At 41.6% G+C, this 25,256-nt stretch carries 10 protein-coding genes; all 10 read right to left on the bottom strand.

Annotated elements, in window-relative coordinates; translation table 11 throughout:
* Positions 1-56: 56 nt before the first annotated feature.
* The 10 genes from BLP33_RS04755 to BLP33_RS04710 all read right to left on the bottom strand — a co-directional run bounded on the left by BLP33_RS04755 (position 57) and on the right by BLP33_RS04710 (position 25,213).
* A complete protein-coding gene (locus BLP33_RS04755; protein WP_090525374.1) occupies positions 57-2,453 on the bottom strand; it encodes an ABC transporter permease in 2,397 nt (798 codons plus the stop codon).
* 90 nt (positions 2,454-2,543) lie between these two features.
* Positions 2,544-4,910 carry an ABC transporter permease gene (locus BLP33_RS04750; protein ID WP_090525372.1) on the bottom strand — a complete coding sequence of 789 codons (2,367 nt, stop codon included), beginning with the start codon at positions 4,908-4,910 and terminating at the stop codon, positions 2,544-2,546.
* A 96-nt stretch (positions 4,911-5,006) separates the two neighbouring features.
* On the bottom strand, positions 5,007-7,385 hold the full coding sequence (locus BLP33_RS04745) for an ABC transporter permease (protein WP_090525370.1): 2,379 nt from the start codon (positions 7,383-7,385) through the stop codon (positions 5,007-5,009).
* 114 nt (positions 7,386-7,499) lie between these two features.
* Entirely contained in the window at positions 7,500-9,887 is a 2,388-nt protein-coding gene (locus BLP33_RS04740) for an ABC transporter permease (RefSeq protein ID WP_090525368.1), read from the bottom strand.
* A 95-nt stretch (positions 9,888-9,982) separates the two neighbouring features.
* Positions 9,983-12,343 (bottom strand): ABC transporter permease, encoded by a 2,361-nt coding sequence (locus BLP33_RS04735; RefSeq protein WP_090525366.1) that lies wholly within the window; start codon positions 12,341-12,343, stop codon positions 9,983-9,985.
* A 74-nt stretch (positions 12,344-12,417) separates the two neighbouring features.
* Positions 12,418-14,835, bottom strand: a complete 2,418-nt coding sequence (locus tag BLP33_RS04730; RefSeq protein WP_090525363.1) for an ABC transporter permease — start codon at positions 14,833-14,835, stop codon at positions 12,418-12,420.
* Between the two features lie 320 nt (positions 14,836-15,155).
* A complete protein-coding gene (locus BLP33_RS04725) occupies positions 15,156-17,570 on the bottom strand; it encodes an ABC transporter permease (protein ID WP_090525361.1) in 2,415 nt (804 codons plus the stop codon).
* Between the two features lie 158 nt (positions 17,571-17,728).
* Positions 17,729-20,125 (bottom strand): ABC transporter permease, encoded by a 2,397-nt coding sequence (locus BLP33_RS04720; RefSeq protein ID WP_090525359.1) that lies wholly within the window; start codon positions 20,123-20,125, stop codon positions 17,729-17,731.
* A 108-nt stretch (positions 20,126-20,233) separates the two neighbouring features.
* Positions 20,234-22,702, bottom strand: a complete 2,469-nt coding sequence (locus tag BLP33_RS04715) for an ABC transporter permease (protein ID WP_090525357.1) — start codon at positions 22,700-22,702, stop codon at positions 20,234-20,236.
* A 93-nt stretch (positions 22,703-22,795) separates the two neighbouring features.
* Complete coding sequence (locus BLP33_RS04710; RefSeq protein ID WP_090525355.1) at positions 22,796-25,213, bottom strand: ABC transporter permease; 2,418 nt, start codon at positions 25,211-25,213, stop codon at positions 22,796-22,798.
* Positions 25,214-25,256 lie beyond the last annotated feature (43 nt).

Here is a 25,256-nt window from a genome sequence, read left to right as displayed (position 1 = left end):
CTCACTTACCCCGTGTTCACTAATGAACCAATGAACAAGTGAACCAATGAACGAATCTATTCTGACCTTAAACTTTTAACCGGGTTAGCCACCGCCGCTTTTATAGCCTGGAAACTTACCGTTGCAAAGGCAATAACCAGCGAAGTAAGCCCGGCAATACCAAATATCCACCAACTGATATCAATACGATAGGCAAAGTCCTGCAGCCACTTGCTCATGACATAAAATGCGATAGGCCAGGCAATGACATTGGCAATCAACACTAGTTTTACAAAATGGCCCGAAAGCAGCATCACAATGTTTTGTACCGATGCCCCCAATACTTTGCGTACTCCGATTTCTTTGATTCGTTTTTCGGCTGAGTAAGATGCAAGGCCGAACAGCCCCAAACAGGATATGATAATGATAAGTCCAGCTAAGATACTTACTACGGTACTTATCTGGTTGTCAACGCTGTAAACTTCTTTAAAATGATCATCAAGGAATTGGTATTCAAAAGGCACACCCGGAAACTCTTTATTCCAGGTTGACTGGATGAATGCTACCGCTTCCTTAGCCCTGCCGCCGTTGATCTTAACTGACATTTGGTTAAACCCTTTACCATTTACCAGGAACAGCGTTTCAATTTTATAATGCAGGGAATTGAAATTGAAATCCTTGGCTATTCCGGTAATCACGCCCAACGAATCAAAACCAAATCTTTGCCCCAATAAGGATTCCATATTTTTCCCTTTATGATCTTTCAACAACTCCTTAGCCAGCGCTTCATTGATGATATATTGTTTCCAAACCGCAGAAGTATCGGTAGAAAAATTTTTACCCATCAGCAGTTTGATCTTATACAGATCAAGGTAGTTATTATCAACCACCAGCAATGTTGAAGTAAGCTGGCGCAACGGCGAATCACCAAGTTTAAATGAGATACCTGTTTGGTCAAGGTGGCTACCCAAAATATCCTGCGATGCAGTAACTCCCTGCACCATCGAGTTGGAAAGCAACTCCTGTTTAAACAAATCATATTTGTTTTGCGGGATCAAACCCAAAGGAACATTAACAATCTGATCGCGATTAAAACCGGGATCTTTTTTCTGCATAAACTTAAGTTGCCTGATAACCAAAACCGTAGCTATCATTAAGATTACAGCACTCGTAAACTGGCCAACAACCAAAATATTACGCAGTGGCACCTTATTACCTCCTGCTGAAGTTAAAGCCCCTTTTAATACCTTGACCGGCTGAAATGACGACAGAAAGAGTGCAGGATATATACCGGATATAATACCGACAAGCACTGTGCTTATAAACACCACTCCGATAAGCATTTTGTTATCATGCAGCGGCAAACTGATATCGCGCTGGCTCAAACTATTGATAAACGGAATGGCAAGGGTCACCAAAACACATGCAAAAACTAAAGCTATCAGGGAAAGTAACACCGTTTCGCCCAAAAACTGCATGGCCAGCTGAATACGCCCTGCGCCAATAGACTTGCGTACGCCAACTTCTTTTGCCCGCTCCGATGACCGCGCGGTTGAAAGGTTAATGAAATTAATACAGGCTATTACCAAAACAATGATCCCTATAACTGTAAACAGGTTGGTGATATGTTTATCAAATTTTTGATAGTTGATATAATCCAGCCCTATATCAGCCGAGTTAGCGTGAACATCTTTCAGGGATAACAAGAATAGCTCATAATTTTTAGGGCCGTCTTTACCTTTATATTTTTGAAGATAGGCTGGAAACTTCTTTTCAAGCGCCGCTACGTTGGTACCAGGGGCCAGTTCAAGATAGGTATTTAACCAGTTGCCGCCCCAGTTGGTAAACATCCATTTCTTATAAATACTACTGAACGAAAACAGGCAATCAAACTGCAATTGCGAGTTTTTGGGCACATTAGCCAATATGCCGGTAACCGAATAGGTGATGGTATCCTGCCCGTAATTGGTAACCGTTTTACCAATCGGGTCATCATTGCCAAACATACGTTTTGCGGCATCTTCCGTCAATAAAACGCTGCGCGGTTTTAATAAGGCAGTTGCCCTGTCGCCCCTTAGCAGTTTGAAATCAAACATTTTCAAAAAAACCGAATCCACAAAGAATACCTGTGGCATGTACACACGTTTAAGTCCGTTATTGAGCGGAAACTTTTGCTGCCAGCGAACACGTGTAAAGTTTTTTATTTCCGGAAAATCGGCTTTAAGTGTTGGCCCCATTGGGAACATAGATAAGGCAACTTTTTGCGTGGCTCCCATTCCCTCAAACTTTTGCACCTCGTTTAAGCGATAGATATTTTTAGTATGCAGGTTATCAAAGCTTTTTTCGTAATAAACAAAAAGCGTGATTACGATGCAGGCTGCCATACCAACGGCCAACCCAAAAATGTTGATAGCCGAAAAAACCTTGCTTTTCCGGATATTCCGCCAGGCGGTTTTGAAGTAATTCTTTATCATTTACCCCTCCTAACCTCCCCAAAGGGGAGGAATTATTAATATTATTTAGTATCACTTAGAGCCCTCTCCTTTGGAGAGGGTTGGGTGAGGTCATTCGCTTCTTAAACTTTTAACAGGGTTAGCAATTGCAGCTTTAATAGCCTGAAAACTGATAGTTAACAGTGTGATCAAAATAGCCGCTATTGCCGATATAATAAACACACCTGGCTCTACGGTTACCCTGTAATCATATTTTTGTAGCCATCCCTGCAAAAAGTAAAATGCTATAGGTGATGCTATCACGCAACTGATGAGCACCAGCAGCACAAAATCCTTCGACAGTAAAAACCATAGCTGACTTACAGTTGCACCCAATACCTTGCGCACACCAATTTCTTTGGTGCGTTGTTCGGCGATATATGCAGCCAAGCCAAAGAGACCGAGGCAGGATATAAAAATAGCCAAACCGGCAAATATGCCCGACAACTTACCCACCAACACTTCCTGACCAAACTTGCGGTTATAATCATCATCTACAAAACGATAGGTATAGGGATAGGCCGGACTATATTTTGAAAACACCTGCCCAATTTTATCAATAGCATCATGCGGGTTCACTTTGGGCGAGAGGCGGTAAATCATGTTTTGATGCGGATCATTATTATACACAAACATGGTTGGGTCGGCCTGTGCAAACGGCGATAACATCAGCGCGTTTTTAACTACACCAATTATCTTGCGCTGCTTACCTCCATAAGTTATTACCTGGCTTATCGGATCACCTTTAAGGCGCAGGCGCTTAACCGCCGCTTCATTAAAAATGATATTCAATGAATCGGACACAACATTATTATAATCCCTGCCGGCAAGCATTTTCATGCCCACCGTCTTGAAATAATCATTAGCTACAGCTATTACGCCCATTTCAACGGTTTCGCCGGCAAATTTACCAGGCCATTGGTCAAGGTTGTTGTGCATGTTAATATCTGTAATGGTGCTTGATGCTGTGGAGATACTTTCAATCACGCCGCTTTGCAATAATTCATTTTTAAAAGCGGAATAGTGCTTACCCAAATCTTCATTGGCATTAGTGGCTATTAACCTATTAATATCGTATCCCGCCGGGCGGTTTTTTGCATATTGAATTTGCCTGTAAATAACAACTGTGCTTATGATCAAGGCTATTGAACAGCTAAACTGCATCACTACTAAAACTTTACGCGAATACGATGCTGAGCGGCCAACCTGAATAGTACCTTTTAATACCTTAACCGGATTAAATGACGAAAGATAAAATGCAGGACGACTACCGGCTACCAAGGCTGTAAGTAATACGCACCCTATGGCAATCAGCCAAAAAATTGCGCTGTTAAAAGGGATGGCAATAGTAGTACCGGTGAGCGAGTTAAACGGCCCGAGCGCTATTTGAACAAAAAGCATTGAGCATATAAAGGAGATCAGTGTGATCAATGTAGATTCTGTCAAGAACTGGAATATCAGATGCTGACGTTGTGATCCGATAGCTTTACGGATGCCGACCTCGCGCGCGCGTTTTTCAGACCGGGCAGTTGTGAGGTTGATGAAATTCACACAAGCTATCAGTAGTACCAGTACACCAACAATACTAAAGGTGCGTACATAATCAATAAAACCACCTGCAGCAACTCCATTTTTATAATCGGACAATAGATGCCAGTCGACCATCGGCTGCATAATTACGTCAGAGTTTTCGGCATTTATATTTTTTTCGCCTTTTTCGATATGAAGGATCTTTGGGGCCAGTTGTGCGTACGTTACACCTGGTTTTAGCTTTGCAAATAGCTCGAAGCTATTGTTACCAAAGCTATCGTGGGCGTCTTTCATGTAAGGCTGTTGCTCCATCAAACTGAATGGAATAACATATTTAAATTGAAGCGACGAATTCAATGGTACATCCTGAATCACGCCGGTAACTTTTAAATTGTAGTTATTATCAACCTTAACTACCTTATTGATCACATTCCCCGCGCCAAATAAAGCGAGAGCAGTAGCTTTGGTCAATACAATTGAATATGGATCATTCAAAGCGGTGGTACGGCTCCCCTGTAAAAAATTGTATTGAAAAATTTTCAGGAAATCACTACCTGCCTGCACGCCATCAATAGATAGCTTCTTATCGCCTACCATTAACCCATGTGTGCCCCCCCAATCTGTGGGTGCTACATATTCTATTTCGGGCATAGTTTTCAACACATCTGCCAGTTTTAGCGAGGTTGAACTAAACGTTAATGTTTCGCCATTACTATTAAAATTACGGCGAACCTGGTATACCCTGTTGGCATCGGGCAAAAATCTGTCATATGAATATTCATGGGCAACCCAAAGCGCTATCATCAAGGCAACAGCCATCCCAGCTGCCAATCCTAAAACGTTGATAGCTGTATAAGCTTTGTTGTTTGCGATATTTCGCCAGGCTATTTTCAGATAATTTCTAATCATATTCTATATCATTAGGTCAATGCGTCATTAGGTCATTTTTTGCTTTGCTCATTCTTCAATGACTTAATGACACGAAGCAAATGACTCAATGACTATTTATTCGGAACGCAAACTTTTAACCGGGTTGGCGAGCGCCGCCATTGCAGCGCGGTAACCTACCGTAATCCAGGCTATTATGAGGCTTGACAAAATCGATATCACAAATATTTGCGGGCCGATACTGATTCGGTATTGAAAATCCTTTAAGTAATTGTGCATTGCCCACCAGGCCAGAGGAGCGGCTATTACAAAAGCGATGAGCAACAATATGCTAAACTCCTTACCAAATAGCCATAGGATACCGCTGATATTGGCTCCCAATACCTTGCGTACTCCAATCTCTTTGGTTTTACGCACGGCCATAAACGATACCAGACCGTATAAACCGAGGCAACCTATGATGATCGCGATACCGGCAAACGCTTCAACCAATGTTAACAGGATATTATCCATTTCGTAAAAATGGGCAATAGTATCGTCCAAAAACTGGTATGAATATAATTCTTCCGGGAAGGTTTGGTTCCAGATCTTGTCAATTGCAGCTAATGTAGCCTTAGCATTACGCATATCTATTTTCACAGCAACGGTACCCAAATCCTGGTAATTAGGCATCACACACAATGGGGAAATTTCCGAATGGAAAGAGTAATTATAAAAATCTTTCATCACCCCTACAATGGTGCCTTTATAGTCGCGGCCATTAATTGCCATCTGTTTTCCAATTACATCCTGCGGTTTAAGGTGTAGTTTTTTAACAAAGGTTTCGTTCACCAAAAACTCTTTTACCGAGTCGCCTTTAAAGAAATTTCTACCGGCAATCAGTTTAATGCCAAAGGTTGAAATGTAATTTTCGTCGGCCTGTTTGGTATTGATGCTCCAATGCTCGTCTTCGGCACGGTTATCATATTGAATACCGGTATTACTATTTGAACGGGATGCAGGTGCATTAGCACAGTAAGATACGTTTTCAACTCCCTTAATTTCGCTGAGGCGATTACGCATCGTGCTCATTTTCATCTTATCGTTTTGAGGGAGCGGCACCAATACTATGGCATTTTTATTAAAACCAAGATCCGCAGTTTGTGAATAGTGTAATTGCGATACCACGATAATGGTGCCGATGATCAAAACCTGCGATATAGTAAATTGAGTAACCACCAAAACCCTGCGCAACGAAAACCCGCCGACGTCTTTTTGTGACAGCTTGCTTTTGAGCGCCTTGATAGGTTGAAACCGTGCCAGTACCAAACCAGGATACGAGCCCGAAAGGAATACTACAATAATAGTAATCAACACGATAAAAGCACTAAGTTCCGACCAGTTAAAGGTCATCCTTGCGTGAAAGAGTTTATTCAATGCAGGCAAGGCAATTTCCGACAACCCAATGGCCACCCCAACGGCTATAATACTGATAATGGCTGTTTCGGCAATAAACTGCCAAAATAATTGAAAAGGCTGGCTGCCCAATACTTTACGGATACCCACCTCTTTTGAGCGATTTAGTGCCTGAGCCGTAGCTAGGTTTATAAAGTTCACCGAAGCAGTAATGATCAGGAACACGCCGATAAAGAACAGTGCCCATAAATAGCTCTTATCAGCGTAGCCGCCGAGTTCACGGTCAAAGTGCATTTCGGCAATAGGCTGTAATTTAAAGCGCCAAACCTGCAAATCCCGACCGGTGTAATTCTTTTTAACCAATTGCAGCATGGCAGTTTCAACCTGTGCCTTTGTTACGCCTGGCTTTAATCGGGTAAAGCCCTGACAGCCGCTGTAAACGCCGCCCCAGTTATTTTCACGGCCTTTACCTGCGTACGCTTCCATACTTGCATACGAAATGAAAATCTGTTGCTTTTGGTCGGTGTTATTTGGCAAATCCTGCAGTACACCGGTTATAGTAACGTTGATGTTGTTATCCAGCTTGAAAACTTTGCCTATGGGGTTATCATTACCAAAATATTTTTGGGCCACTTTTTCGGTAACTAAAGCTTCATTGGGGTTAACAAGCATGGTTTTCTTATCACCTTTGAGCAACGGAAAATTCAGGATATTGAAATACTCGGGCTCAACAAACGCAACGCCATCATCCTCACCAAATTTTTTCACTTCACTTCCCTTGGTAATCGTGATCAGCGTTTTATTAAAGCTGATGTATCTCGCCGTTTTTTCGCTAAAAGCAAAGTCATTTCGATAACCCTTGGCCATCGGTTGCGGAATAGCGCCTACCCGGTCTACACCCTGATCGTGAAACTCGGTATAAAAACGGTAGATCCTGTCTTTATCCTTATGAAAGGTATCAAAGCTCAGGTGGTAAGTGATCAGCGTAAATATTAGTACGCCACAGGCTATACCCAAAGCCAAACCAATAACACTGATGGTTGCGTAAGCCTTGTTACGCACCAAATTTCGCCATGCAATTTTTATGTAGTTTTTGATCATAAACCCCTCCTAACCTCCCCAAAGGGGAGGAATTGTACTTGTGATATATTTAGTTATTAGTTATGTATTTTAATCTTCTTAAAGCCCTCTCCTTTGGAGAGGGTTTGGGTGAGGTTACTCACTTCTCAAACTTTTCACCGGATTTGTCAACGCTGCCTTTATAGCCTGGAAACTTATCGTAACCAGTGTGATAACGATTGCTGCCACTGCCGAAAGCACAAACACTCCCGGACCTATTGTTATCCTGTAATCATATTTCTGCAGCCAGTCTTTCAAAAAATAAAAAGCTACAGGCGTTGCTATTATGCAACTTAACATCACCAGTAAAATAAATTCTTTTGATAGCAGCAGCCACACTTGTGCTATTGAAGCACCCAATACTTTTCGTATACCAATTTCTTTGGTGCGTTGCTCGGCTACGTACGCAGCTAACCCAAACAAACCAAGGCATGAAATGAAAATAGCTAATCCGGCAAAAACGCCGGCAAGTTTGCCAACTAAGGCTTCGAGGCTAAACTTGCGATTGTATTCCTCATCAACAAACTGATAGATATAAGGATACGCCGGGTTATAGGTATCAAAGATCTTCCCTATCTTCTTAATGGCATCCTGCATATTTACGTTAGGTGCCAGGCGATACATGATGTTATTACCTCCCCTGCCATGATTAAATACAGCCGGCTGCACAGGTGTAAATGGCGATTCCATTAGGGCATCTTTAACCACACCTATAATATGAACCCGACCCATAAAGCTATAATTTATCACTTTGTTAATCGGATCTTTTAAGCCCATGCGTTTTACGGCAGCTTCGTTGATGATAACATTTGTTGTATCAGATGCCCATTCGGCCGAAAAATCACGGCCTTCTTTCATGGTCATGCCCATTGTTTTGAAGTAATTAGGAGATACAGAGATAGCTCCAACGTTTATCCCTGTTTCACCCCCTCCTTTTCCGGGCCAGTTATCAATACCCATATGGCTATAAATATTGGTAACCGGGCTTGACGCAGAGGCCACGCCCTCCACCGTTCCACTGGCTATCAGGTCGTTTTTTAAAGCGCTGTAGTTTTTTTCAAGATCGCCGCTCATGTCGGTCATCATTAAACGGGTTGAGCTATAACCGGTAGGCCTGTTTTTAGCATATTGTATTTGCTGATAAACAATAACAGTACTGATAATCAAAGCAACAGAACAGCTAAACTGCATTACTACCAACACCTTGCGCGGCAATGAAGCCGACCTGCCAACCTTAATAGTACCCTTTAATACCTGCACAGGGTTAAATGACGATAGATAAAATGCAGGACGACTACCTGCTAACAAACCAGTAAGCAGCACATAGGCTATCATCATAGCCCAAAACAACACATTGGTATATGGGATACTAATAGCGCTACCTACGATAGCATTAAAAGACGGGATAGCCAGCTGCACCATCACTATCGACAACAAAAATGAAATGAAAGTGATCATTATCGACTCCGCGAGGAACTGGGCTATCAGATCGCCGCGTTGCGAACCAATGGCTTTGCGTACCCCTACTTCGCGAGCCCGTTTTTCAGACCTGGCGGTTGAAAGGTTCATAAAGTTGATGCAGGCAATAAGCAACACCAAAACACCTATCACGCTAAACATACGCACATAATCAATAAAACCGCCAACAGCCTTACCGTTTTTGAAATCATTATACAAATGCCATTTTTTTAATGGATGAATAATTACTTCAGGTTTTGCCGGGCGCATCTGTTCGTTATGATCATATACTATGTTTTTAATTTTTGGTGCAATCTGCTCCATAGTAACACCGGGTTGCAGCTCCAGGTACATGTTAAAGGAGTTGTTGGTCCATGTAGTGCGGGCTCCTTTCATCCAGCCCTCGGTTGCTTCTTTAAAGCTGAAAGGAGTCAGGAAGCTGAATTGCAGCGTGGCATTTTTAGGGATGTCTTTTATTATGCCCGTAACCTTCAAATTTTGACTATTATCGTAACGTATTACTTTATTGATCGGATCGGCATCGCCGAAAAGTGCTCTCGCGGTAGATTCATTAAGGATGATGGAATTTGGTTGTGTAAACACATCTTTAGCATTACCTTTTACAAAGGCGTATTTAAAGATCTGTAAAAAATCGGGGTTAGCTGCGCCTCCGGCAACGTAGAGCTTTTTATCACCTACTAACAGATCGTGCCATTGCATGCCTACCCAATCTGTTTCGGCCACGCGTTTTATGCCCGGAATTTCCTTGCGCAAAACCCCGGCCAATGGCAATGAAACCGCCGTTTGTGTGTGCTCCCCATCATGCTGGGTAGTAAAATGCTGTTCAACCTGGTAAAGCTGCTCATAGTTGGGTAAAAACCTGTCGTATGAATATTCATTGGCTACCCAAAGACCAATAATCAGCGCAACCGCCATGCCTGCGGCAAGCCCCAATATATTAATTGCGCTATAAACCTTATTGTTCAGGATGTTGCGCCACGCGATTTTTAAATAGTTACGAATCATAAACCCCTCCTAACCTCCCCAAAGGGGAGGGACCTTTTTATATTATTGTTTCAATTTCATTTAAAGCCCTCTCCTTTGGAGAGGGTTGGGCGAGGCTATTCAGACCTCAAACTTTTCACCGGGTTGCTCAATGCCGCCTTAACAGCCTGAAAACTCACAGTTACCAGCGCTATAACAATAGCGGCAATGCCGGCGACAGCAAATACCCACCATTGTACAGTTACCCGGTACTGATAACTTTGCAGCCAGTTATTGATTGCATACCAGGCAACCGGAAAGGCAATCAGGCATGAAACTGCAACCAGCTTTAAAAAATCACGGGATAGCAACCCGGTTAAACCAGCTACCGAAGCACCAAGTACCTTGCGAATGCCTATTTCTTTGATCCTTCTTTCGGCAGTATAAGCTGCTAAGCCAAACAAACCAAGGCATGAAATAACGATAGCCAGCGATGCAAATATGCCCGACAGCCTACCGGTAAGGGCCTCCGTTTTAAAAAGCTCATCAAAATCAGCATCAACAAACTTGTATTCGAATGGATAACCGGGGTTGGCGCGTTTATAAACTTCGCCTGCTTTTGCCAGCGCCTCGGTTAAATTAACGCCCTCTTTAAAGCGGATAGTTAAAATGTTATTGTTTTGTGGACGGCTAAACAGCATCAGCGGTGCGCCAGAAACATACATATCATTATAAAGGAAATCTTTAATGATTCCAGCAATTTGGTATGGTTTACTGCCACCATCCCTGATAATGCCACCTACGTGACCAGCCTTTCCCATTTGTTTGGCAAAGGCTTCATTAATAATCACATTGCTGCTATCGAGCTTTGCATTGGCATAAAAATCCCTGCCGGCAAGCAGTTTCATATTCATAGTTGATACAAACTGAGGGCTTACGCTTTCGATAGTGATCAGTGGATTTTTTGAGGCATCTTTTCCGTCCCATGAAAAATTATCCGTGTTACTCCAAATTTGCAAAATTGGATATTCACTCAATGAAGCATCGGCTACAACCCCGGTTTGTTTTAATTCATTGTTTACCGCAGCAAAATGATCTGTCAGTTTGCCTTTGGTATCGATATAAACAAGGTTATCTTTTTGATAACCCAGCTCACGATTTTTAACGTGTTGAATTTGCTGATAGATAATTACCGTACCAATGATGAGTATGATAGAAACAGAAAACTGGATCACCACCAAACTTTGCCTGATAAAGCCCGCGCCAGCTGCAGATGGTAATTTGATATTTTTTAATACGGCAATGGGGTTAAATGACGACAGGTAAAACGCAGGATAGCTGCCAGCCAGCAAACCGGTAACCAAACCTATCGACAGTAAATAAAACAAATGGAGTGGTTGCAAAAGGTCGATAGTAAGCTCTTTTTGAACCATATTATTGAACGATGGCAGAACTGCGTAAACTAAAAACACAGCTACAATTACCGCTATAAACGCCATAATCACCGCCTCGCCTATAAACTGGGCTACAAGCTTACCTTTACCGGCTCCCATCACTTTGCGTACCCCAACCTCCTTAGCTCTTTTCTCAGATCTTGCGGTTGACAAGTTCATGAAATTTATGCAAGCTATAATAAGTATAATAAAGGCAATTACCGAAAACAGACGAACATACTCAATGCGACCGCCATTCATTTTACCATCAATAAATTTATCACGAAGGTTCCAGTCGTTCATTCCGAACAGGAACGAAACGGTTTTGTTACCATTTTTCTTAGTACCGATGTAGTTAGCCAGTTTTTTGTTAACGGCATTAACGTCTGCTGATGGTTCCAGCTCCACATAGGTACGAGCCCAGTTTGCTCCCCAGTCCTGCATCCAGGGCTGCATGTGATCGATATTTTTCAATGGTGCAAACCATTGCATTTGGAATGTTGAATTTTTGGGAAAATCTGCAAACACCCCGGCAACTGCAAAATCCTGCTCATTGTTCATCTTCAGGACCTTACCTACCGGGTTAACATCACCAAAAAACTTTTTAGCCATAGTAGAGCTGATTACTACCGAATGCAGTTCATGAAAAACATTGGCCTCATCACCTTGTAAAAACGGCAGTTTCAGCATCTGAAAAATCTCAGCATCAGTATAGGAGCCATCTTCGTTGATCACATTGTCGCCCAATGCAAATACTATATTATCAGAGCCGGCCATACGTGCCGCATTTTTTACACCGGGAATATCTGCTTTTAGTGCAGCGGCCATTGGCCCCGGCGTAGCGCGAAATGTGGAGGTTTTACCATCATAGGTTTGATTTTCACGAACTGTGTACAGATTATCGCGCTTTACAAAATTTTGATTAAACGTAAGCTCATCCTGCACCCACAAAAATATCATGGATGCACAAGCAACGCCAATAGCCAAACCGGCAATGTTCAAGAAACTGTAGGCCCGGTTTTTCATCAGGCCGCGCACGGTTGTTTTAATGTAATTTCCTATCATGGTAGTTGTTCATTGGTTCACTGGTTCATTAGTACTTGCATAGTCCGTTAACTGCAAACTGCCATTGCCAACTGCTACTCACTTCTCAGGCTTTTAACCGGGTTAACAAGTGCCGCTTTAACAGCCTTATACCCTACTGTCACCCAGGCTATTATCAGCGATGATATTATTGCCAGTAAAAAGATCCAGATGCTCATCGAAATACGGTATACAAAGTTTTGCAGCCATCCGTTCATAATATACCATGCGGCGGGCATGGCTATCAGGAACGAGATACCGATAAGTATCATAAACTCTTTTGAAAACAGGAATACGATGCTGCTTACCGATGCACCTAATACCTTCCGAATGCCAACCTCTTTTGTGCGCTGAACAGCCATGAATGATACGAGTCCGTACAAACCAAGGCATGATATAAAAATGGCTATCCCGGCAAATACTTTGTACACCAAGGCCATCTTGTTCTCCTGCTCGTAAAATTTAGCAATATTATCATCCAGGAAATAACCGTTATAAGCATATTCGGGATAAGTATTCTCCCACAGTTTTTGCAACTGAGATACAGTTTTGCTCAAATCAGCAGTTTGGATCTTGATACCTATTTGCCCCTCGAATTTCTTAGCAGGTGATATTACTATTGGTTTTATAGCCTCACGAAGTGAGTTGGTTTTAAAATCTTTAACCACCCCTACTATTGGCAGCCACTTGCCGCCGCCCAAACGTAATGTTTTGCCAACGGCGTCATTAGCATTTTGGATACCCAATTTATGGATAAAGGTTTCATTAACCACGTACTGCCTTGCGGTATCGCTTACGTCATACCCTTTGCCCGCTGCAAACTTTAACGCATAAGTTTTGAAGTAATCAACATCTCCAAATTTAAGGTAGGTATTAAAGCCAACGTCCTTGGTTGAGTTATTGAAATCGAAATTTGTACCCCAGTTATTTTCTGATGATGGTACATCCGAAGAAAAACTGATTGCTTTAACATTAGGGTCCTGCAACACCTGTTGTTTGAATGATTCCATTTTACGGAGACTTAAACTATCGGTATAGCCGGGAATAATGAGCAATGCATTTTTGTTGAAGCCGAGATCGGCTTTATTTACAAAGTCCATCTGGTTTACCGCTACGATGGTACCAATAATGAGCAATTGTGATATGGCAAACTGTGCAATCACCAATCCCCGGCGAAGCGGAATACCGCCGATAGAAGCTGCTGTTATTTTATTTTTAAGTGCAAGCACAGGTTTAAAACCTGACACTACCAATGCGGGATAAATACCTGATAATAAAACGATAGTAACTGTACTGGCCACTAAAAACAACAAACTGCCAGTAGTGAATAAACTAATACTATCGGGCACATTGGCTATGTTTTTCAATTGCGGCATGGCCAGCCTCGCTACTGCCAAAGCAATCAGGGCCGAAGCAATAACAATGATTGTTGTTTCGCCAATTACCTGAAAAATCAATTGCGGACGGGTACTGCCCAACACCTTGCGGATACCAACTTCTTTTGACCGGCCCACAGATTGTGCTGTTGAAAGGTTGATGAAATTGATAGAAGCCATAATGATAATGAGCAAAGCTATGAATGACAGGGTATGCAAGGTAGCCCTGCTGGTGCTATGATCACCAAGCGGGTTACCTATCCGGGTATCAAAATGCATATCAGCAAGCGGCTGTGGTAACAGCGTAGTTTGTGCCGATCCATTTTTAAAATGCTTGGTCGAAAATGCTTTTAACTGTGCGTCGATACTGCTTTTTGACATGCTTGCCGGGAACAACATAAACACCTCATGGCTGCTGCTGGTTGATCCCCATTCGGCGCTGTAGTTGTAATCTTTCGGATGCTGTTTCCAGGTATCAAACGATACCATTACCTTAAATGGAAAATCGCTGTTAACCGGGGCATCTTCTACAATGCCGGATACTTTCAGCGTCAAAACATTATCCATTTTAAGAATTTTGCCCACAGCATTTGTCCAGTCGCCAAAATACTTAATGGCCGAACTTTTATCCAACACAACCATATCCGGACTGGCCAATACAGCGGGACTTCCAGCCAGCCATTTGTAGCTAAAAATATCGAAGAATTGAGGCTGAATAAATAGCACGCCAATATTTTCAGTAAATTTCTTATCGCTGCCATTACTTCCTGCAGTTTGCGGCACTGTGATCTGACTGCCATAACTGCTGTTCAAAGCTGCCACTTTAGCCTGAGGTATATCCAAACGAAGGGCATCTGTAGCAGGAACAGCAACTCCTGGATTGGTGGTAGTTTCCGACTCGTGCTTTTCCTGGGTAACTATACGATAAATGCTTTTATAATTAGGATTGAAAGTGTCAAAACTAAGTTCAAACTGAATAATCACAAAAATGAGCAGGCAGGCAGCCAGGCCAACTGTTAAACCCGCAACATTTTTAGCAGAATAGCCTTTATGACGCACGATATTGCGCCAGGCTATTTTGAAGTAATTTTTAAGCATATCGTACAGTAATTTTCGAAATTGATGTAAAAGCTATACCAAAACCAAAATCAACTGAATATCAATTATTTAAATCAAATAAAAAACATCAACTGTTCGTAAGTGTAACACCTTGTGTACGGTATTGATACAGTGGTTTTGGAGATTAGTGGTTTGAGGTTAGAGATTAGTTATAACTCGAATTTCGGAAGTTCGATTTCGGATTTAGAAGTTTGTTTCCTGCGCCCGGCAGGCGCAAGTGTTGTGTGTGAACAATTGTAAGGCTCACTTGTGCCTTCAACACATTATTAGTTTATTCATATATCATCATAAACTAATCTCTAATCTCTACTCCTCAAACTTTCAACCGGGTTTGCCATCGCTGCCTTAATGGATTGAAAACTTACTGTGATAAATGCTATCAGCAGCGCTACAAAAGCAGCCAGCACAAATACCCACCATTGAATATCTATGCGGTAAGCAAAATTTTGAAGGTATTTGCTCATCATAAGCCAGGCAATAGGCGATGCCACAATAACAGCAATCAGTACCAATTTCAGAAAATCAACAGAAAGCAAACCTGTTATATTGGTTACCGATGCACCAAGCACTTTACGGATGCCAATCTCTTTGGTACGCTGAAGCGTTAACAGCGATATCAGGCCAAGCAAACCGAGGCAGCTGATAAAAATGGCGATTATCGCGCTTGAGGTGATCAGCTTATTTAACAAATCTTCCTTTTGATAAAAGTCGGCTATTTGCTGGTCGAGAAAGCGGTATTCAAATACATTATCCGGATAAATCTCTTGCCACTCTTTCTTAATACGGTCGATAACAGCTGAAGGGTTATTCGAACCGATTTTTACGCCTGCATATTGATATCCTTTTCTGAAGGTGGAAATATATTCAGGTGCTATAGCTGTATATAATGATTTGGCATGAAAGTCTTTAACCACACCTACTATAATTCCCGGATTGTTGGATAAATCCCCGGCGGTAAAAAACCTGCCGATAGCTTGTTTCGGGTCTTTTAAACCTAATTTATGTATCAACACTTCGTTAACCAGGTATTCACGGGCGGTATCGGCTTCAACAATATTGCGGCCCGCAATTAACTGCATTCCAAAAGTTTTAACATAGTCGGCATCACCTATCTGAGTATACCCAACAAATTTTTCCCAGTCGCGGGTATCAAATTTAATTGATCCGCCTTTATCAGCTGTAGAAGATGGCGCGCGATAACAAAATGAAATACTTTTTATCGCTGGATCGGCCAGCAACTGGTTACGCAAATAATTGGTTTTACTTTTATCATTATCTGGCACCGGAATCATTACAACGGCATTTTTATTAAAACCGAGGTCAGCAGTTTTAAGATATTTAACCTGCATGGTTATCAATATCGTGCTAATGATAAGCACCTGGGCTATTATGTTTTGAACCACAATTAAACCTTTACGGGTAAAACCAGCAGCGTGCGTTTTACCGCCAAGCTGGTTTTTCAAAGCGTTTACAGGCTTTAACCTGCTTAATATCAGTGCGGGATATGAACCGGCAGCTATTATGATAATGACTAAAACAACTACAGTAAAACCAGCAAGGCGATAGTCATTAAAAAGCTTAAAGCTCAGTTGAGTTTGCAGCCAATTATTCAACACCGGGATGGCTGTAATCACCATTACAAATGATAACAATGCCGCAAAAACTACGATATATGATGTTTCGGAAATAAACTGAATGAATATTGCCCGCGGTGAGCTGCCTAAAACTTTGCGGGTACCTATCTCCTTGGCCCGCTTAAAGCTTTGGGCTGTAGCCATATTGATGAAGTTAACGCAAGCAATAATAATGAGCAGTAAACCAATTATACCAAGGGTTACCAATAAAGAGCGTTGGATAACACCCGCAAAGCGACCGTCGAAATGCACTTCGCTTAGCGGAAGCATCATAAAATGGTATGGTTTTGCGGCTTCCGCACCATGTAATTTCACATTCAACCGATTGATATCTTTTTCTACCGATTGCGGATTTGCCCCATCCTTAAGTTCTAAATAAATTGAGTTAGTTGAATTGATAAAGCCCCAGTCATTTTGAAGGCCATTGGCAACATCGGGATAGATATTTTTTAATGTGGCGAGAGAAAGAAACAGATCTGCTTTGATATCAGTATTAGCCGGGTGATCTTTAACAACACCTGTTACCCTGAAAGTATTCTTATTATCAACCCTGATAGTTTTTCCGATAACCTCCTGGCTGCCAAAATACTTTTCGGCAAGATAGTGACTTAAAACTACGGTATTAGGTTCGGTAAGAGCGGTATTCTGATTGCCTTGCTCCCACCCGTAATCAAATAAATTAAAAAAATGGCCATCGGTTATGCTGATATTTTCATGCTCGGCAAACATTTTTTTACCAGCCCCATCATTTTGAGGAATGCTGACATTGATATCATGCATTCGTAATAACACACCTACATCTTTCACCTGCGGATTGTTCGCTTTCACATCTGTTGCCAAAGCCAAAGGCGCTCCCTGGTCATATAACGGCATGCCATCATCAAAAGTAAGCTGGTGAACAACCCTATATACCTGTTTGGCATCATGGTGATAAGTATCAAAACTCAAATGATAGGTAATAAACTGAAAAAGTATAATACTGCAGCCTATGCTCAGCGCCAGGCCAAACATATTGATAAAGGTGTAAAACTTATGCTTCCAAAGGTTACGCCAGGCTATCTTAAAGTAGTTTTTTATCATATCAAATACTTTTATACGATGATACGCAAAACCCTTTAAATGAGTAGTTAAAATATGTTAAGGCGAAAGGTTAAAGGCGGAAGGTCTCTAACATCGGACGTTTTCATAAATTGACAACTACCTTTTAGCTTTCGCCTTTAACCTTTCGCCTCAAAAATCTATTCGCTCCTTAAGCTATTTACCGGGTTGGCCAGTGCAGCTTTAATAGATTGGATGCTTACGGTTATCAATGTTATTAAAAGTGCTATGCACGCGGCAACAGCAAAGATCCACCATGTGATATTTGTACGGTATGCGAAATCCTGCAGCCATTTGTTCATCATGTACCAAGCCACCGGGAAAGCAACGACGTTGGCTATGACAACTGTTTTTAAAAACTCGGCAGATAGCAATCCTATTATATTTTGGACACTGGCGCCAAGCACTTTACGAATACCTATTTCTTTTACCCGCTGTTCGGCGGCAAAGGCGGCCAGGCCGAGTAAACCCATGGCCGATATTGCAATGGCTATAATGGCGAAAGCGGCTATCAATGTTGACGAACGCTGTTCGGCATGGTAAAGTTTATTATAACCGTCATCAATAAAACTATAATCAAACGGCTGGTCGGGAACAAATTCATTCCATACATTTTGGGCTATCCTGATGGCTGCCGCCGTATTGCCGGGAGCAGTTTTGATATAAAAACTACGCGCCCAATCAGTATGATTATTTATAACCATAGGACCTATCTTTTCATGCAGGCTCCTGAAGTTAAAATCTTTCACCACACCTGCAACAACGCCCGAATCCCCGTTAAACTTAAACCGCTGCCCTATAACAGGCCTATGGATACCAAGCTGTTTTACTGCGGTTTCATTCAAAACTACATTATGCTGATCGGAGCCATTTTTATCAAACCAATGCCCGTCGGCCATTTTAAGGCTTAGTATATGTTGAAATTTTTCGTCGGCCGATATGGTGGAAACCGAAGGTTTATAATCCAGTGGCCGGCCTTCCCAATCCATTGATCCTGACACCTTGTTACTATTATTAAAAAAGGCATCGTTGGCCGATTGAGAGATCTCAGCTATCGCGCTTTGCTGGGTTAACTCGCTGGCGATACTTTTTAATTTCGACTCTCTTGTCTTATCGTCTAAGCCAAGCACCTGCCATGGTATAGTCATTACAAAAACGTGTTCGCGCTTATACCCCAAATCAGCATTTTTCATAAAATTAAGCTGACGGTAAATGATCATTGTACTAATGATAAGCATCACCGAGATACCAAATTGCAAAACAACCAGCGTTTTACGGATGCCGCCATCCTTAAAATTCAATAGTGCCCTACCTTTAAACACGCTTAATGGCTTAAATGACGACAATAACACAGCGGGATATAAGCCATTAAAAATAAAGCAAACTATCAGTGTACCCAACAATATCAACCATGTAATACCGGATGTTAGTGGTTGTACAAAATGCTTTTCGGTAACCTGATTAAACCAGGGCAGGCAAATCTGGATAAATAAAATGGCAAATAATAATGATAAGAAACTAACAACCAATGATTCGGACATAAACTGGGCGAAAAGCTGCCTCCTGCCGGCACCAACAATTTTACGTACGCTCACCTCTTTTGAACGCACGCTTGCCCTTGCCGTAGTTAAGTTTACATAATTAATGCATGCCGTTGATAAAAGTAAAAAAGCCAGTATCAGGAAGATGTTAACCAACTTTCGGTTGCCGTTTTCAAATGAAGTACTTAGCAAGCCACTTTCAAAATGGATATCCTTAAGGCTTATCACACTCATGGTTGTGTTTTCGCTGCCCTTGTTATTTTTCCTGATAATTTGGGTTAGCTTTTGGCCTACCTCTTTAATATTTACGCCCGGCTGCAGCTTTAAAAATGTGAGGCCGCTGTAATTACCCCAATTGCTCGCCTGTTCTTTTTCATGTGCATTGCTTAGTTTAGCCTCTACTGGCATCAATATATCGTACTGAAAGCTTGAATTTGCAGGATTATCCTTAACTACTGCCTGCACCTGGTAGTTCATGGAGTCAACTTTCAGCATTTTGCCGACAGCTTCGCCATTACCAAAATATTTCTTTGCTGTTGATTCTGTCAGGATTAAACTAAATGGATTTTTCGAAAAACTATCGGCGCTTCCGTCGATAAAATCGTAATGGAATACTTTGAACCAATTAGCATCTATATATGCATACTTTTTTTCCGATATCAGTTGGTTATTATGATGCACCGTCATCATATAACCCGGCCACAAAAACGTATAATTCTTTAAACCCGGTATTTCCTGCCTGGCAACCGGGCCTAACATATAAGGAGATGATTCCCAGTCCCACACTTCGTCTTTAGTCAGGCTTAGTTTGGTTTTTACCCTGTAGATATTATCAACATCAGGGTGGTAATTGTCAAAGCTAAACTCATTTTGTACCCACAACATTATAAATACCGATGCGGTAATGCCAATAGTAAGTCCGGCAATATTAATGAGACTGATAGTGCGGTGCTTACCTAAATTACGGAATGCTATTTTAAAATAATTTCTGAGCATATTAATTAGTCATTGAGTCATTATTGTATGGTCATTAAGTCATTTTGCTTTTCTAAATCATTTATCAAAATGTTTTAATGACTCGAAGCAACTGACTCAAATGACCAATTATTCAGAACGTAAACTTTTGGTTGGATTAGCCAACGCAGCTTTAACAGTTTGAAAACTTGAGGTGATCAACGCCGTCAATAACATTCCGCCGCCGCTTACTACAAATATCCACCAACTTATTGTTGTACGGTCGGCAAAGCTCTCCATCCATTTGTTCATTGCATACCAGGCCAGTGGGGTTACCAGTACAAAGGCCAGCACAATGAGCATTACCAGCTCAGTTGAAAGCAGGGTTACTATCTGCGTTACCGTAGCACCAAGTACTTTCCGTATGCCTATCTCCTTAGTACGCTGATTGGTATTGTAAATGGCCAAGCCTAACAAACCAAGGCAGCTGATAAATATGGATAAGCCCGTTGCCCATGTTAACAGCGTTGATGTATGTTGCTCGGAATCATAAAATTTGGCGATGCTTTCATCAAAGAAGCTATATTCAAAATCGTCTTCAGGATAAATCTCTTTCCACGTTTTTTCCATTGATGCAATAGCTTTTTTCCATTCGTTGCCTCCGGCAGTCTGCGGCTTAAGCGCTATATGAAAGGTACCATTATTGTAATAACTGTTGCTGATATGAATGCAGGTAGGTTTAATTGCCGAATGCAATGATTCAGAATAAAAGTCGGCCACTACACCTATGATCTGCATTCTTTTATCGCCATTAAATTTATCAATGTATTTACCTACAGCATCAGCCGGATTTTTAAACCCCATTAGTTTTGCGTAAGTATTATTAATTAAAAATGCCCTGGTACTATCGCCATATTGTATATTACGTCCGGCCAAAAGTTTAAGCTTGTATACATTAATATAATTAGGGTCGCCGTACTTTTCGTACAATTCAATCTTTATTTCCTTTTTGCCATCTATGTACGTAGCTTCCGTTGAATTGGTGCTGGTTGATGACGGAGCGGCCTTACCCGCGCTTACCAGCTCAACCTGAGGTATCGCCTTTAATTTGTTCATAAATACCTGGTTCTTACTAAGCGTTCTATTTTTCCAGGGTGAGTTAATGATCAGGATGGCATCCTTTTTAAAACCCAGGTCTTTTGTGAGCGCATAATGAATCTGTTTGCCTACCAGCACAGTAGCCATTATAAAAAACTGGGCAATAACAAATTGAGTTACTGTTAATGATTTACGTAGCCACGCATTACGTGTTTTACCCGTGTTTGACGATGCCTGATCTTTAAGCACTAAAACAGGTTTGTAGCCTGATAGCAAAGCTGCGGGGTAAAAGCCCGACAATAAGCTTACCACTATTATCAATAAAAACAGGAACACAAAAAGATGGGGCTGTTGCAGCAGGTCAAGTTTAATACCTGCGGATATAAAATCTTTAAACAGCTTTAATATAGCGGGTGCCAACGCCACCGAAATGATAACTGCCAAAAGGGTTATGATGAATGTTTCGCTCAGAAACTGCGTAATAAGCTGGGTACGGCTACTTCCCATTGTTTTACGTACGCCAATTTCCTTGGCTCTTTGGGTAGCCTGCGCGGTAGTTAAATTAACAAAATTGATACAGCCTAATAACAACAGGAAGGCAGCTATAACCAGTAAACCGTAAAGTGTTGTTTTATTAGCCGGATTACCGGAATCAAATGTTCCGTATATACTGTTAAAATGCAGATCGCTCAAAGGCTGTAAGGCAAAATCACGTGTGTTGCCCTTGTTTTCGGGTTTTGGAGGATCATTCTTTTTAAGAATAATATTTAGTTGCTTTTCAAAATTAGCTGCAGTGGCATTGGGCGCCAGCTTAACAAAAAGTATAGATGATGAAGTAGTACCTCCCCAACTGGTAAGGCTTAGTTCGTCAGACAGCGCTTTATTAGCTTTTGCCGTTGAATAAGAGATAAAATCGTGAAAAGTAAAATCGTTATTCCCCTTTAATGGTTCAACAATGCCACTAACGGCCACACTAATAGTATCATAAGTGATTACCCGGCCCATCATCTGGCTATATGACAGCTGAGGGAAATATTTTTTTGCCTGATCTGAAGTGAGCACCGTTTGATTGGGAGAATTCAAAGCAGTGTTGGCCGAGCCCGCAAGCCAGTTATATTTAAACATGCTGAAATACCTGCCATCAGCAAGGATCACATTATCCTGTAGTTTAAACTTAACAGGAACGCGCCCTTTTTCGGGAATAAACACATTAGGCTGATTCAACAAGAAAAATGGCACGGTAAGTTCCACGCCACTCACGCCATTTCTTACAGCTTCGGGCACCGGGCCTGATACGCCGCGGTTATGCGCTTCTTCGCCGGAAAAGGTATAGTTTGATACTACCCGGTAAATGCGGTCGCCGTTATCAAAGTTTTGATTAAAAGTAAAATCAAAATGAACTATCAGGTAAATAACCAGCGCCGAACTGATCCCTATAGATAAACCGATTACATTGATGAATGTAAAAAATTTATGCCGCCAAAAATTACGCAGCGCGATTTTGAAATAGTTTTTAAACATTGTCAAGTCATCATTAGGTCATTAAGTCATTTTTGCCTCGCGCTAATCAAAAAATGGCTTTATGACGCGAAGCAAAATGACATAATGACGAATTTATTCAGAACGTAAACTCTTCACCGGGTTAGCCATAGCTGCTTTTATTGATTGATAGCTTATGGTTGCAAAAGCGATGATCAGCGCTATTACGCCGGCCATCACAAAAACCCACCATTGTATGTTAATTCTGAAGGCAAAATCAAGTAGCCATTTACTCATTGCGTACCACGCTATTGGTAAAGCAATTACCGATGCTATGATCACCAGCTTCAAAAAGTCTTTTGATAGTTCGGTAACAATTTGCGGTATGCTTGCGCCAAGTACTTTGCGCACACCTATTTCTTTTACCCGTTGTGATATGGTGAAGGCCGAAAGCCCGAATAAGCCTAAACAGGCAATGAATATGGCCAGGCACGAGAATATGGTAAACAGGTTACCCTGCTCCTGCTCGCTGTTGTATAGCTTTTGAAAGCGTTCATCTAAAAAGCTGTACTCAAAAGGTGTTTCGGGTTGATATTTTTTCCAGGTTTGCCCAAGGGTTGCCAATGCCGAATTGATGCGATTACCATCGATCTTAACCGTTATTCTTCTATAACTATTGTTGACGAATGAGGGCATCTCCATTAAAAGCGGGATGATATTTTGATGTAATGACTCGAAATGAAAGTCATTAACCACCCCTATCACTTTTCCTTTAACGCCACCATAGCTCATATCCTTGCCTATAGCGTTTTCAGGCGATTTCCATCCTAATGCACTTACTGCCGATGCGTTGATCACAAAATTATTACTGTCGGTGGCGAACTCGCGACTAAAATTTCTGCCAGCTGCCATTTTTATACCGTAGGTTGGAATAAAGCCATAATCGGCATTGATGCATTTGATATCTGCTTTAACCGGCAGCGGTTTATCCCCGTCAAAAACAGAAACGCCCTGATCATCCAGTAGCCGCCCCGACGGAATCCGCGATGAACGGCCGATATCTTTTACGGCAGGATCCCGTAATACCTCTGCCCTGAAAGCTTCAAACTGGTTAGCAGGGATACCGCCCAATGTTACTAAATGATCTTTATTAAAGCCAAGTGATTTGGTTTGAATATACCTCAATTGCTGAAAAACTATCGTCGTAGCAACAATCAGGATGATGGAGATGGAGAACTGCACCACCACCAATACCTTACGGAACGAGATATTTCCAGATCCAACTTTAAGGATACCTTTTAAAACTTTTATCGGTTTAAATGACGACATAAAAATAGCCGGATAAATACCACTGATAAGTCCGATAATCAGCGGCAGCAATAACACCGATATTAAAATTATCGGTTGAAATAAACTATTGATAGAAAGACTAAGTTCTGAAAGCCGGTTAATAAGTGGCAGCAGCAACCACGTCAAAGTCAAGGCCAGTACAAGCGAAAAATAAGTGATCAACACAGATTCGCTTAAAAATTGGGTAATAATCTCTTTTTGTTGTGCGCCGATCACCTTGCGGATACCGATCTCTTTAGCCCTAAGCGTTGAGCGGGCAGTAGATAGGTTCATGTAATTGATACAGGCGATCAGCAAAATAAACAGGGCGATAGCCGAAAAAATGTAAACCCTTTTAATATCGCCATTTTGCTCTACTTCATCATCAAGATGTGAATGCAGGTGAATATCCAGGAATCTTTGAATATGCAGCTGGGTAAATTTTGACTGCCGGGGTTGCCCGGGAGAATTCATGTATTTATCTATAAAAGCCGGAAACTGTGAGCTGATTCGATCAATATTATAATGATCGGGCAATAGCAGGTAGGTAAAAAATGAGTTGTTCCCCCAATTGGTTGCCAGTTGATTGCGTCCGTAAACCTTGTCATCGTTCAGTGTATTGAATGACAGCAACATTTGAGGGTGCATCTGCGAGTTAGCCGGGAATGGCTTAAAAATACCTGTAACTTTAAAATTGGCTGTATTATCAAGCCTGATTTCTTTGTTTATAGGATCTTCATTACCAAAGTACTTGCGCGCCATATCCTCGGTCATCATCACTGTATACGGCTCACTAAGGGCAGTTTTGGGGTCGCCTGCTACTGTTTTAAGATCAAAGAAACTAAGGAAGTTTTCATCAGCAAAATAAGAGCCCTTTTCGGTTAATAATTTATCCTTATAACGCAAAACCACATCGCCGTTGGGGAATAAACGGGTAACCTTTTTTATATCCGGAAATTCGTTTTTCAGCAGCGGACCGAAGGGGGGCGCCACGGCCCCCAAATGCAGGTTGACTATACCATCAGCTGTATTAAAACTCCGGCTCACCCTGTAAATATTGGGCGCATTATGGTTAAATTTATCATAACTGAGCTCTTTAACTATGTAAGTTAAAATAAGCAGGCAACAGGTTAACCCTATGGTTAAGCCAAATATGTTGATGAACGAAATAAATTTATGCCGGGCAATATTGCGAAAGGCACTTCGTAAATAATTCTTTATCATGATTTAGTTCATTAGTTCACTTATTCATTAATTATTAGTCCCT

The sequence above is a fragment of the Mucilaginibacter sp. NFR10 genome (genome assembly GCF_900100445.1).
GTDB classification, from domain to species: domain Bacteria; phylum Bacteroidota; class Bacteroidia; order Sphingobacteriales; family Sphingobacteriaceae; genus Mucilaginibacter; species Mucilaginibacter rubeus.
Note: the sequence above shows the minus strand (reverse complement) of the source record. Positions and strands in the feature narration are given on the sequence as shown.

Excerpts from the sequence above, each read along its gene's own strand:
- BLP33_RS04735 (WP_090525366.1), bottom strand. The coding sequence starts at position 12,343 with ATGATAGGAAATTACATTAAAACAACCGTGCGCGGCCTGATGAAAAAC.
- BLP33_RS04740 (WP_090525368.1), bottom strand. The coding sequence starts at position 9,887 with ATGATTCGTAACTATTTAAAAATCGCGTGGCGCAACATCCTGAACAAT.
- BLP33_RS04755 (WP_090525374.1), bottom strand. The coding sequence starts at position 2,453 with ATGATAAAGAATTACTTCAAAACCGCCTGGCGGAATATCCGGAAAAGC.
- BLP33_RS04725 (WP_090525361.1), bottom strand. The coding sequence starts at position 17,570 with ATGATAAAAAACTACTTTAAGATAGCCTGGCGTAACCTTTGGAAGCAT.
- BLP33_RS04745 (WP_090525370.1), bottom strand. The coding sequence starts at position 7,385 with ATGATCAAAAACTACATAAAAATTGCATGGCGAAATTTGGTGCGTAAC.
- BLP33_RS04710 (WP_090525355.1), bottom strand. The coding sequence starts at position 25,213 with ATGATAAAGAATTATTTACGAAGTGCCTTTCGCAATATTGCCCGGCAT.
- BLP33_RS04750 (WP_090525372.1), bottom strand. The coding sequence starts at position 4,910 with ATGATTAGAAATTATCTGAAAATAGCCTGGCGAAATATCGCAAACAAC.
- BLP33_RS04715 (WP_090525357.1), bottom strand. The coding sequence starts at position 22,702 with ATGTTTAAAAACTATTTCAAAATCGCGCTGCGTAATTTTTGGCGGCAT.
- BLP33_RS04730 (WP_090525363.1), bottom strand. The coding sequence starts at position 14,835 with ATGCTTAAAAATTACTTCAAAATAGCCTGGCGCAATATCGTGCGTCAT.
- BLP33_RS04720 (WP_090525359.1), bottom strand. The coding sequence starts at position 20,125 with ATGCTCAGAAATTATTTTAAAATAGCATTCCGTAATTTAGGTAAGCAC.